Source organism: Methylobacterium sp. SD274 (genome assembly GCF_017355285.1).
Lineage (GTDB): Bacteria > Pseudomonadota > Alphaproteobacteria > Rhizobiales > Beijerinckiaceae > Methylobacterium.
Genome location: NZ_JADIJP010000007.1, coordinates 42,396 through 53,271 on the forward strand (window position 1 = coordinate 42,396; position 10,876 = coordinate 53,271).

Below are 10,876 nucleotides of genomic sequence, written 5' to 3' on the forward strand. Positions count from 1 at the left end.
GTATGTCGACCGGTTCATCCCCCTACGCGGCGCTGCCCGGCGCCTTGACGAGGCGGCATCCGCTGATCCGCCAATCGCCGTCGCTCTGCTTCTCGAGGCTGTAGAGGGCCATCCAGTCGATACCGTTTTCGTCCTGCAGCTTGACGCCGAGGGAGATGCCATCCTCGCCACTCTCTTCCACACGATCGATGCTGAAGCTGCGGGCGCGGTAGACGGCGGCGTATCCCTTCCGCACCATCTCGATGAATGTCTCGGGCGAGGTGAACATCCCTTGGATCGACGGGGCGGCCTGGGCATAGGCCGTCGCCGCGTCGTCTTTGTGGAACGCCTCGATCTGCCGCTCCACCGCCGCCCGAGCTTTCAGCTTCGCCGCTTCGTCGGCGGCATGGGCCGGCGAGGCCGAATACATCGCGGCCAGAGACAGGAAACCGATCAGCAGGGAGGAGACAGCATGCATGGATCACACTCCGCAATCGGGGCGACCCTGTGCAGGATAGCGCGACGCTTGCCGCCGACAAGAGCCGGCGATCTTCGGCGACGAAGAGCCAGAGCTAGCGGGCCGGGTTCGCTGCCGTATCGTCTCCCATGTCGGAGAGACGTTTCCAGGCGAAGACGCCGAAGACGCCGACGAGGCAGGCCGCGATGCCGAACCACGTGAAGGCATATTGCATGTGATTGTTGGGAAGATCGACCCGGAGTTGTCCCCCCTTCGGCCAGCCGCCGGGATTGGGCGTGGCATCGGCCTCGATGAGGTAGGGCATCACGGTCAGCCCCCGAGCCGCAGCGATGCCGTCGATATCACGATGGAACCACTCGCCCTTGGCGGGCTCCGGCGGCGGCACGAACATGGTGCGGGTCTCCGGACCGCGCAGCATACCGGTGATCGTCGCCGATCCGGCGATCTGCCCCGATGGGCGCCGCGCCGGGCTTTTCAATTCGGTGGGGACGAAGCCACGGTTGATGATGACGAGGCTTCCATCATCGTCCCGCTTCAGTGGAGTCAGCACGTAGAAGCCCTGCAGCGCATTGCCGGGTACGGCTCCGGCCGCGAGACCGTGGACCAACGTCTCCTGGTCGTTGAGCAACGTTCCGGTCACCCGAACGCGCTTGAACTCGTCCCGCGCCACGTCCCAATCCCCGCGCGCCGGGAGCAGCGCGGGAGGCTCGATACGCGAACGGGCCACGATGCGGTCGATCAGGGCTTCCTTCTCGCCCTTCCGCTGCAACTGCCAGATTCCAAGGCTCAGCAGAATGGCGAGGCAGATCAGCGAGACGATGCCCGGGGCGAGCAGCGACCGCAGGGCACTGGGACGAACTTCCGTCGACATCAGCGAAAGCGCCCCTCCTCGGCTTTATTGGCGAACTGCAAGGCGGCCAGCATCCCCTTCAACGGTCGAACCAGCAGCAGGCTGAGACCGACCGAGAGGGTGATGGCCACGGAGGCATGGACCCAGATCGGCGGTTCGAAGGTGATTTCCAGCCAGAGCGCCAGCCCGACGACGACGATGCCGACGATGGACATGACGAAGAAGGCCGGCCCGTCGCCGGCATTGAAGGTCGAATAGTCGAGACCGCAGACTTCGCAGGACGGTTTGAAGGTCAGGAACCCGTCGAACATCGCACCCTCGCCGCAGCGGGGGCAGCGGCAACGCAATCCGGTCGGGATGGGAGGCGGTAGCGGCCGCTGCTGATTCACGATGCATGCTCCTCGGCGACGGACATGTCTGTCCTCTGCCGCATATGGGAAACCGAACGATCCATCGCACGAAAAAGGGCGGCTCGCGCCGCCCTGTTTCTCATACCTGTGTCGCTTCGCCGTACCGTTCGGCCCTGATCGGGCCGACGCCTCAGTGAGCCGCCGTGCCGGCACCCCAGACGTAGATCGAGGCGAACAGGAACAGCCAGACCACATCCACGAAGTGCCAGTACCAGGCGGCGAACTCGAAACCGAGATGCTGCTGGACCGTGAATTGGCCGAGATAGACCCGGTAAAGGCAGATCGCGAGGAAGATCGTCCCGATGATGACGTGCGCGCCGTGGAAGCCCGTCGCCATGAAGAAGGTGGCGGAGTAAATGCTGCCCGAGAAGCCGAAATGCGCGTGGCTGTACTCATAGGCCTGGCAGGCCGTGAACAGCACGCCAAGGATGATCGTGAGCCACAGGCCGTATTTCAGACCCTTGCGGTCGTTGTTGAGCAGGGCGTGGTGAGCCCAGGTGATGGTGGTGCCCGAGGTCAGCAGGATCAGGGTGTTGAGCAGCGGCAGATGCCAGGGATCGAACGCCTCGATACCCTTCGGCGGCCAGGTGCCGCCCGTGAAGTCCAGGCGCGTGGTCTGGATCGGGTCGGCCGTGTAGAGGGCGGCCTCGAAATAGGCCCAGAACCAGGCGGCGAAGAACATCACCTCGGAGGCGATGAACATGATCATGCCGTAGCGGTGGTGAAGCTGCACGACGCGGGTGTGGTCGCCGGCATTCGCCTCGTGGACGACGTCACGCCACCAGGCGAACATCACGTAGAGCACGCCGATCGTTCCGGCGCCGAAGATGTAGGGACCGGGGCTGAGCGTGCCGATCTGAAGGCTCTTCATCCAGAACACGGCGCCGAACGCCATGAGGAAGCCGGAGAAGGCACCCAACAGCGGCCAAGGGCTCGGGCTCAAGATATGGAAGTCGTGATTCTTGGCGTGCGCCTCGGCCATCTTAACTCTTCTCCTCACCCCGGGCCCAATGCCGCGAACGGCTCTGACCTTCTGAACGTTCGGCTACACCGGAACCCTTAATCGGGACGGCGCAGTGTTGTCACGCTTGAGACCTCAAAAATCTGGCGCGTCGAAAACGCGTCCCGCCAAAATTTTTGATGGCCTCAGAAATTGGTTTTCGCATTCTTGCCGTCTGTCGTCGCGAGCGCGGCCGAGGGCTGGCCATTCTTCGACGCGAAATACGTATAGGAGAGCGTGAGCTCCTGCAGGTGGGCGGTGTTCGAGTCGGCTCTCACGGCCGGATCGATGTAGAACACCACTGGGAAATCCATCGTCTCCCCGGGCTGGAGCGTCTGCTCGTTGAAGCAGAAGCATTGGATCTTCACGAAGAAGCTCCCCATCAGTCCCGGCTGGACGTTGTAGGTCGCGATCCCCGTCGAGGGGGTCGTCCCCGTATTCTTCACCCGGAAGAACACGGTCTTCGTCTCGCCGAGGCGAACTTCGATCTTCGGCGTCTCGGCGACGAAGCGCCAAGGCAGGGTCGACGCGACGTTCGTGTCGAGATGGACGACCATGCTGTCATCCGTGGCGACCTGCGTCGATGCAAGCCCGACGCGAGGCGTGCCGTCAAAGCCGGTGGCCTTGCAGAACATGTCGTAGAGCGGCGCCGAGGCGAACGCCAAGCCGATCATGCCCACCGCCAGACCCGCGCAGGCGAGGGCCGTGACCGAGGCCTTGCGGTTCGGATTGCCGCTTCGCGGGCTTTTCACGTCGGTCATGATGACGTCCGACTTTCTTCGCTGAACGACCCGGTCGATGCGGTCACAGCGGGCGATTGAGGATCTGCGGTCCGAGCTTGGCGATGGTCAACGCGTAGAAGATGGCCACGAGGACGAACAGCACCGTGGCGATGGCGATGGAGCGCCTGCGCTGGCGCTGGCGCTCTTCGGGCGTCAGCTGCCGCGGCGGAGTGGATTTACCCGGCACCGAGGTCACGCGAGCACCGCACGGAACAGTCCCAGGCCCTGCTCGGCCAAGACCGCCGAGAACAGCAGGAAGAGATAGAGGATCGAGAAGCCGAACATGCCGAGCGCGGCCTTGCGTTCCGCCTCGCCCTCACGGTTGCGGTAGACGTGGACGCTGAAGGCCAGCATCCCGAGGCCGCCGAGGAAGGCGGTGACGCCGTAGAGCCATCCGCCGAAGCCGAGGAAGACCGGGGCGAGGCCCACCGGGAACAGCAGGATCGAGTAGTAGATGATCTGGCGCCGTGTGGATTGAGGCCCGGCGACGTTCGGCATCATCGGGATGCCGGCCTTGGCGTATTCTCCCGCCTTGATGAGCGCGAGCGCCCAGAAATGCGGCGGCGTCCAGATGAAGATGATGAGGAACAGGACCGTCGATTCGATGCCCACCGATCCCGATACGGCAGCCTGGCCGATCATCGGGGGGAGGGCGCCGGCGGCGCCGCCGATGACGATGTTCTGCGGCGTCGCCCGCTTCAGCCACATGGAGTAGACGACCGCGTAGAAGACGATCGTGAAGGCGAGCAGCGAGGCGGCCAGCCAGTTCGAGGCGAGGCCGAGCACCAGGACCGAACCCACCGACAGGACGAGGCCGAAGGCGAGGGCTTCACCGGGCTGGATACGACCGCCGGGGATCGGGCGCGTCGCCGTGCGGGTCATCACCGCGTCGATATCGGCGTCCCACCACATGTTGAGACAGCCGGAGGCACCGGCGCCCACCGCGATCATCAGGAGCGAGATCACTCCGACGACCGGCTGGATCTGGACATGGGACACCACCATGCCGACCAGCGCCGTGAAGATCACCAGCACCATCACGCGGGGCTTCAGGAGTGCGAAGAAGTCCGAGACCTCGCCGCCCACCATCATCGGGGCGGGGGCGAAATCTTGCGGCTCGGCGGCAGCGGCTACGCTGTTCGACAGGCTCGTCATGGGTACCTGATGCTGTTGTCGGTCTGGCCGGGGTTCGGATCACGCCGTCTGAGGCGCCGCCCTTTGCGGGACGCCCCTCGCTGGGAGAGGCATCCGGGAAAGAGCGAGGACCGCTGGCGCGGTCCTCGCAATCCGTATCGTTTAGGTTCGTGTCTTAGTGACCGTGCTCGTCGACGATCGTCGGGAGGGTCTCGAACTGGTGGAAGGGCGGCGGGGAGGAGAGCGTCCACTCGAGGGTGGTGGCGCCTTCGCCCCAGGGATTGTCTGCCGCGCGGACCTTCGAGCGGAAGGCGAGAACGACGCCGATGAAGAACACCACCATGCCGAGGGCGAAGATGTGGCCGCCCCAGGTCGAGACCTTGTGCCAGCCGGCGAAGGCCTCCGGGTAATCGGCGTAGCGACGCGGCATGCCGGCCAGACCCAGGAAGTGCATCGGGAAGAACAGGATGTTCGCACCGATGAAGGCGAGCCAGAAGTGCAGCTTGCCGGCCCATTCCGGGATGACGTAGCCGGTCATCTTCGGGAACCAGTAGTAGACACCGGCGAAGATGATGAACACGGCGCCGAGCGACAGCACGTAGTGGAAGTGGGCGACGACGTAATAGGTGTCGTGCAGGTACTTATCGACCGCCGAGTTCGCCAGCACGACGCCGGTGACGCCGCCGACCGTGAAGAGGAAGATGAAGCCGACCGCCCAGTGCATGGCGGCGGTGAAGCGGATCGAGCCACCCCACATCGTCGCGATCCAGGAGAAGATCTTCACGCCGGTGGGCACCGCGATGACCATGGTGGCGAAGACGAAGTAGGATTGCGTCTGCAGCGACAGGCCGACCGTGTACATGTGGTGGGCCCACACGACGAAGCCGACGACGCCGATGGCGACCATGGCGTAGGCCATGGCGAGGTAGCCGAAGACGGGCTTGCGCGAGAAGGTCGAGATGATGTGCGAGACGATGCCGAAGGCCGGCAGGATCATGATGTACACTTCGGGGTGACCGAAGAACCAGAACAGGTGCTGGTAGAGGACCGGATCACCACCGCCGGCCGGATCGAAGAAGGTCGTGCCGAAGTTGCGGTCGGTGAGCAGCATCGTGATCGCGCCGGCGAGAACCGGAAGCGACAGGAGCAGCAGGAACGCGGTGACGAGCTCAGCCCAGGCGAACAGCGGCATCTTGTGCAGGGTCATGCCCGGCGCGCGCATGTTCAGGATGGTGGTGATGAAGTTGATGGCGCCGAGGATCGAGCCTGCACCGGAAAGGTGAAGGGCGAAGATCGCGAAATCGACGGAGGGACCGGGATGGCCCGAGGTCGAGAGCGGCGGATAGACGGTCCAGCCGGTGCCGGCGCCTGACGTTCCCGGCGCGCCTTCGACGAAGAGCGAGCAGAGAAGGCTCGCGAAGCCGGAGACGGTGAGCCAGAACGAGATGTTGTTCATGCGCGGGAACGCCATGTCCGGCGCCCCGATCATGAGGGGCACGAACCAGTTGCCGAAGCCGCCGATGAGCGCCGGCATCACCATGAAGAACACCATGATGAGACCGTGGCCGGTCACGAACACGTTGTAGGTGCCGGGATTCGAGAAGTACTGCAGGCCGGGCTCTTCCATCTCCATGCGGATGCCGAAGGAGAGGAACGCGCCGATGATGCCCGCGCAGAACGCGAACAGGAGGTAGAGAGTGCCGATGTCCTTATGGTTGGTCGACAGGAACCAACGGGCGAAGAAGGACGGCGTATGGGAGGCGTGGGCGTCGTGATGCCCTGATTGTGCTGTGGCGGTTGCCATCGATGCAGACCCTGTTCAGGTTTCTCTAAATCTCTCGATTTGCGAATGAACCGGCCCGATCAAGGGCCGGTCCAGCCGGAGCCGTCGGGCGGCGCCGGAAAAAGCCGCTACTTGGCTTCTGCGAACTTCGAACCGTCGTCGAGGCGGGCGAACTTGGTCTTCCCCTCTGCGAGCCAGGCCGCATAGGCTTCGTCGCTCACCACCTGCACCGTGATGGGCATGTAGGCGTGGCGGGCGCCGCAGAGCTCGGAGCACTGGCCGTGATAGGTGCCCTCACGCTCGGCCTTGAACCAGAACTGGTTCAGGCGGCCGGGGATCGCGTCGATCTTGAAGCCGAAGGACGGCATCGCCCAGGAATGCAGCACGTCGGCGGCGGTCACCTGGATCTTCACGATCTTGTTCACCGGAACGACCATGTCGTTGTCGGTGCCGAGCAGCTTGGGCTGCTTCTCTTCGTCGATATTGGCGTCGAAGGTGAAGCCACCGCCATTCTCGACCGCCGGGTACTCGTAGGACCAGTACCAGGCATGGCCGATCACCTTGACGATGACGTCGGCCTTCGGATCCGAGAGCTGGGTGCGGAGCAGGCGGAACGAGGGGATGGCGACCGCCACCAGGATCAGCACCGGGACGATCGTCCAGGCCACTTCGATCATGGTGTTGTGCGTGGTCTTCGAGGGGACCGGGTTGGCCTTCGCGTTGAACTTGAAGATGCAGTAGATGATCAATCCCAGCACGAAAGCCGAGATGCCGAAGGAGAGCCAATGCATCCCCTGCTCGAACGTGTGGATGTCCCGCGCGTTCTCGGTGACGGCGACCTGACGGTCCATCTGCCACGGCTCGGGCTGGCCGATGCCGGCCGCCAGGGCAGCTGAAGAAACGAGGGTGGTGCCGAGCGCAGCAAGAGCGCCCGCAGCAAGTCCCCATGATGACCGGTGTTGCGCCTGCGTGGTCCGCATGTGCCTCTCGTGGCTCCCCTTTGGTATCGTTCTACGTCGTCCCGAAGCGTCTTGCGACTTTTGACGTCGCGCGCAAGTCCTCGCTTAACGGGAAAGGCAGACCTCGGATGTGAAATCCGGGTCGCCATTGCGGGTGTCAGACCACATGGAGGTCGATGGCGCAACCGCAACAGCGTCGCATGGTTGTGCCTTTCCCCGTAGTGCAGCACCCGTGGAGCCCGAATGACTGGGGAGATTCAAAGCAATTTTGCTCGACGGCAAACTTAAATTTGTATTGCCGCCGTCTTCGACCGTGAATCCCTCGCCAGTATAGCGCGGTTCCCGCTATGGAGAGTGACCGGCTCCGCGGGAGACATGCGGGCGCATATTCCGGGAAGCGAATTCGGGGATGAACACCATAAGGTCGTGGCGGTGATCGAACGCCTCGAATTCCTCCTAGCCCTGGCTCGCGAGCGGCATTTCGGCCGGGCCGCGCAATTCTGCAACGTTTCCCAGCAGACGCTCTCGGCTGGAGTGAAGCAGCTCGAAGAGCGGCTCGGCGTCCTGCTGGTGGAGCGCGGGTCCCGATTCCAGGGTTTCACCCCGGAAGGTGAGCGTGTTCTCGACTGGGCACGCCGGATCGTCGGTGATGCGCGCGCCATGCGGGAGGAAGTCGCGAGCTTGCGTCGGGGATTGTCGGGCACTCTTCGCCTTGCGGCGATTCCCACTGCCACGCCGATCGTCGCCTCGTTGACCACCCCATTCCGCGCCCGCCATCCCGACGTGCGATTCTCGGTGCAATCCACCACCTCCGGCGAGATCGGCCGGTTGATCGCCGACCACGAGATCGATGCCGGGATCACCTATCTGGAGAACGAGCCGCTCGGCAAAGTCATTGCGGTGCCGCTCTATCGCGAGCGCTACCGTCTGCTCACCGCGGTCGACGGCATCTATGGAACACGGGATTCGGTGACCTGGGACGAGGTCGGCCGTCTTCCTCTCTGTCTTCTGACGCCCGATATGCAGAACCGCCGCATCGTCGACCGCCATCTCCAGAATGCCGGTTGGAACGCCGAGCCGTTGCTTCAGTCGAACTCGATGATCGTCTTGTTGACCCATGTCCGCACGGCCAAATGGGCCAGCGTGATGCCCGCCGTTCTTGCCGACAGTTTCCGCCTCAGTGAGCGGGTCCGCTCCGTGCCCATCGTCGAACCCGATGTCAGCCACATGATCGGGCTCGTCGTGCCGGAGCGCGATCCAATGACACCGCTCTGTGCCGCGCTCATCGTGGAGGGACAGGCGATCGCACCGACGATCGCCGAAAACATCTCGTCACTCTGAGTTTTTGCGCCGCACAATGGAATTATAACAAAAAAGCATTGTCGAACGACCGAACCGGACGATTGATTCATGGGTGGAGATATACCACCTTGGAATGACAACAAGTTCATCCGGGTAGGAACAATGCTGCAGCATGAGCCATGGAGCGCGCAGCGTGCGGCCGGCATCATCGCCGACCATACGCATCTCGAAGGCGCCACGCTCCCCATCCTCCACGCCTTGCAGGAAACCTTTGGTTACGTCGACGAGGGCGCCGTTCCGCTCATCGCGGACGCGCTGAACCTGTCGCGGGCCGAGGTGCATGGCTGCATCACGTTCTACCACGACTTCCGCCGTGCCCCCTCGGGCAAGCATCAGGTGAAGCTGTGCCGCGCCGAGGCCTGCCAGGCCATGGGATCGGACGCTCTCCACGCCGATATCCTCGCCCGCCTCGGCATCGATTGGCACGGCACGACGCCGGACGGCCAGATCACGGTGGAGCCGGTCTACTGCCTCGGCCTCTGCGCCAACGGCCCGGGCGCCCTGGTCGACGATGAGCCGCTGGCGCGCCTCACCGCAGATTCCCTGGAATCGGCCCTCACGGAGATGAAGTCGTGAGCATCACCATCTACGTCCCGCGCGACGCCGTCGCGCTCGGTCTCGGCGCCAATCGTGTCGCCCGCGCGATCTTCGCCGGCGCCGAGCGCCGCGGTCTCGACGTCACCATCGTCCGCACGGGATCGCGCGGAATGCTGTGGCTCGAGCCCATGGTCGAGGTCGCGACCTCGGAGGGCCGCATCGCCTACGGTCCCGTCACGCCCGGCGATGTCGACAGTCTTCTCGATGCCGGCCTGGTGAATGGCGGCGAACATGCTCTTCGCCTCGGCAAGCCCGAGGAGATGCCGTATCTCGCCCGGCAGCAGCGCCTGACCTTCCATCGCTGCGGCGTGATCGATCCCGTCTCGGTGGAGGATTACCGGGCGCATGGCGGCTATAACGGCCTGGATGCCGCGCTGAAGCTCGATGCCGCCGGTATCGTGGCGCAGGTGCGCGATTCCGGCCTGCGCGGACGCGGCGGTGCCGGCTTCCCCGCCGGCATCAAGTGGAACACGGTGATGCTCGCCCAGTCCGAGCAGAAATACGTCGTCTGCAATGCCGACGAGGGCGATTCGGGCACCTTCGCAGACCGTATGATGATGGAGGGCGATCCCTTCAACCTCATCGAGGGCATGACCATCGCGGGCATCGCGACGGGGGCCACGCGAGGCTACATCTATCTGCGCTCCGAATATCCGCAGGCCTTCGCGACCCTCAAGGAAGCGATCGTCAATGCCAAGGCCGCCGGCTATCTCGGCGACAACGTGGCGGGCTCGGGCAAGGCCTTCCACCTCGAAGTGCGCTTGGGCGCCGGCGCCTATATCTGCGGCGAGGAGACCTCGCTGCTGGAGAGCCTGGAGGGTCGTCGCGGCATCGTCCGGGCCAAGCCGCCGATCCCGGCACTGAAGGGCTTCCTCGGCCAGCCGACCCTCGTCAACAACGTCATGACCTTCACGGCCGTGCCCTACATCCTGGAGCACGGTGCCAAGGCATATGCCGATTACGGCATGGGCCGTTCGCTCGGCACGCTGGCGATCCAGCTCGCCGGCAACATCAAGCATGGCGGCCTCATCGAGTTCGCGTTCGGCATCACCCTGCGCGAGATCATCGAGGATTTCGGTGGCGGCACGCAGAGCGGCCGTCCGGTCCGGGCGGTCCAGGTCGGCGGCCCGCTCGGGGCCTACTTCCCCGACCATCTCCTCGACACGCCCCTCGATTACGAGGCGATGGCGGCCAAGAAGGGCCTCGTCGGCCATGGCGGCATTGTCGTGTTCGACGACACCGTCGACATGGCCAAACAGGCCCGCTTCGCTTTCGAGTTCTGCGCGGTGGAATCCTGCGGAAAGTGCACCCCCTGCCGCATCGGCGCGACGCGCGGCGTCGAGACGATGGACAAGGTCATCGCCGGCATCCGTCCCACCGAGAATCTCGCCGTCGTGGCCGACCTTTGCGACGTCATGACCGACGGGTCGCTCTGCGCCATGGGCGGGCTCACCCCGATGCCCGTCATGAGCGCGATCACCCATTTCCCCGAGGATTTCCAGCAGCGCGGACCGATGTCCGTGGCCGCTGAATAAGGAGGCG

Annotated in this window: 12 protein-coding genes; 3 read left to right on the plus strand and 9 right to left on the minus strand. The window is 64.3% G+C overall.

The genetic code is table 11. From position 1 onward, the window contains the following. Window positions 1-22 precede the first annotated feature (22 nt). The 9 genes from IPV08_RS08525 to coxB all read right to left on the minus strand — a co-directional run bounded on the left by IPV08_RS08525 (window position 23) and on the right by coxB (window position 7,396). Window positions 23-457, minus strand: coding sequence for a DUF4864 domain-containing protein (locus IPV08_RS08525; protein ID WP_207411525.1), 435 nt, complete (start codon window positions 455-457; stop codon window positions 23-25). A gap of 94 nt (window positions 458-551) precedes the next feature. Beyond that, a complete protein-coding gene (locus tag IPV08_RS08530) occupies window positions 552-1,328 on the minus strand; it encodes an SURF1 family protein (RefSeq protein WP_207411526.1) in 777 nt (258 codons plus the stop codon). After that, window positions 1,328-1,696 carry a DUF983 domain-containing protein gene (locus IPV08_RS08535; RefSeq protein WP_207411527.1) on the minus strand — a complete coding sequence of 123 codons (369 nt, stop codon included), beginning with the start codon at window positions 1,694-1,696 and terminating at the stop codon, window positions 1,328-1,330. Before IPV08_RS08535 ends, IPV08_RS08530 begins: the two co-directional genes overlap by 1 nt. Window positions 1,697-1,847: 151 nt before the next feature. Next, the gene (locus tag IPV08_RS08540) at window positions 1,848-2,699 is read right to left on the minus strand and encodes a cytochrome c oxidase subunit 3 (RefSeq protein ID WP_056431442.1); all 852 of its coding nucleotides are present in this window, start codon (window positions 2,697-2,699) and stop codon (window positions 1,848-1,850) included. A 164-nt stretch (window positions 2,700-2,863) separates the two neighbouring features. After that, window positions 2,864-3,478: a cytochrome c oxidase assembly protein gene (locus tag IPV08_RS08545; RefSeq protein ID WP_056431440.1), complete on the minus strand. Its 615-nt coding sequence runs from the start codon at window positions 3,476-3,478 to the stop codon at window positions 2,864-2,866. A gap of 43 nt (window positions 3,479-3,521) precedes the next feature. Further along, complete coding sequence (locus tag IPV08_RS08550; protein WP_056431437.1) at window positions 3,522-3,695, minus strand: hypothetical protein; 174 nt, start codon at window positions 3,693-3,695, stop codon at window positions 3,522-3,524. Further along, window positions 3,692-4,654 (minus strand): heme o synthase, encoded by a 963-nt coding sequence (locus IPV08_RS08555; RefSeq protein ID WP_207411528.1) that lies wholly within the window; start codon window positions 4,652-4,654, stop codon window positions 3,692-3,694. Before IPV08_RS08555 ends, IPV08_RS08550 begins: the two co-directional genes overlap by 4 nt. A 154-nt stretch (window positions 4,655-4,808) precedes the next feature. Further along, window positions 4,809-6,437 carry a cytochrome c oxidase subunit I gene (gene ctaD, locus IPV08_RS08560; protein ID WP_056452074.1) on the minus strand — a complete coding sequence of 543 codons (1,629 nt, stop codon included), beginning with the start codon at window positions 6,435-6,437 and terminating at the stop codon, window positions 4,809-4,811. Window positions 6,438-6,544: 107 nt separating this feature from the next. After that, a complete protein-coding gene (gene coxB / locus IPV08_RS08565; protein WP_207411529.1) occupies window positions 6,545-7,396 on the minus strand; it encodes a cytochrome c oxidase subunit II in 852 nt (283 codons plus the stop codon). Between the two features lie 411 nt (window positions 7,397-7,807). On the opposite strand from coxB, the gene IPV08_RS08570 reads away from it, so the two are divergent. The 3 genes from IPV08_RS08570 to IPV08_RS08580 all read left to right on the plus strand — a co-directional run bounded on the left by IPV08_RS08570 (window position 7,808) and on the right by IPV08_RS08580 (window position 10,869). Next, a complete protein-coding gene (locus IPV08_RS08570; protein WP_207411621.1) occupies window positions 7,808-8,716 on the plus strand; it encodes a LysR substrate-binding domain-containing protein in 909 nt (302 codons plus the stop codon). Window positions 8,717-8,839: 123 nt separating this feature from the next. Beyond that, window positions 8,840-9,313 (plus strand): formate dehydrogenase subunit gamma, encoded by a 474-nt coding sequence (locus IPV08_RS08575; RefSeq protein ID WP_018044994.1) that lies wholly within the window; start codon window positions 8,840-8,842, stop codon window positions 9,311-9,313. After that, window positions 9,310-10,869, plus strand: a complete 1,560-nt coding sequence (locus IPV08_RS08580) for an NADH-ubiquinone oxidoreductase-F iron-sulfur binding region domain-containing protein (protein WP_207411530.1) — start codon at window positions 9,310-9,312, stop codon at window positions 10,867-10,869. The genes IPV08_RS08575 and IPV08_RS08580 overlap by 4 nt, the downstream gene beginning before the upstream one ends. The last annotated feature ends 7 nt before the right edge of the window (window positions 10,870-10,876 follow it).

Excerpts from the sequence above, each read along its gene's own strand:
- IPV08_RS08525 (WP_207411525.1), bottom strand. The coding sequence starts at position 457 with ATGCATGCTGTCTCCTCCCTGCTGATCGGTTTCCTGTCTCTGGCCGCG.
- IPV08_RS08530 (WP_207411526.1), bottom strand. The coding sequence starts at position 1,328 with ATGTCGACGGAAGTTCGTCCCAGTGCCCTGCGGTCGCTGCTCGCCCCG.
- IPV08_RS08540 (WP_056431442.1), bottom strand. The coding sequence starts at position 2,699 with ATGGCCGAGGCGCACGCCAAGAATCACGACTTCCATATCTTGAGCCCG.
- IPV08_RS08545 (WP_056431440.1), bottom strand. The coding sequence starts at position 3,478 with ATGACCGACGTGAAAAGCCCGCGAAGCGGCAATCCGAACCGCAAGGCC.
- IPV08_RS08555 (WP_207411528.1), bottom strand. The coding sequence starts at position 4,654 with ATGACGAGCCTGTCGAACAGCGTAGCCGCTGCCGCCGAGCCGCAAGAT.
- ctaD (WP_056452074.1), bottom strand. The coding sequence starts at position 6,437 with ATGGCAACCGCCACAGCACAATCAGGGCATCACGACGCCCACGCCTCC.
- coxB (WP_207411529.1), bottom strand. The coding sequence starts at position 7,396 with ATGCGGACCACGCAGGCGCAACACCGGTCATCATGGGGACTTGCTGCG.
- IPV08_RS08575 (WP_018044994.1), top strand. The coding sequence starts at position 8,840 with ATGCTGCAGCATGAGCCATGGAGCGCGCAGCGTGCGGCCGGCATCATC.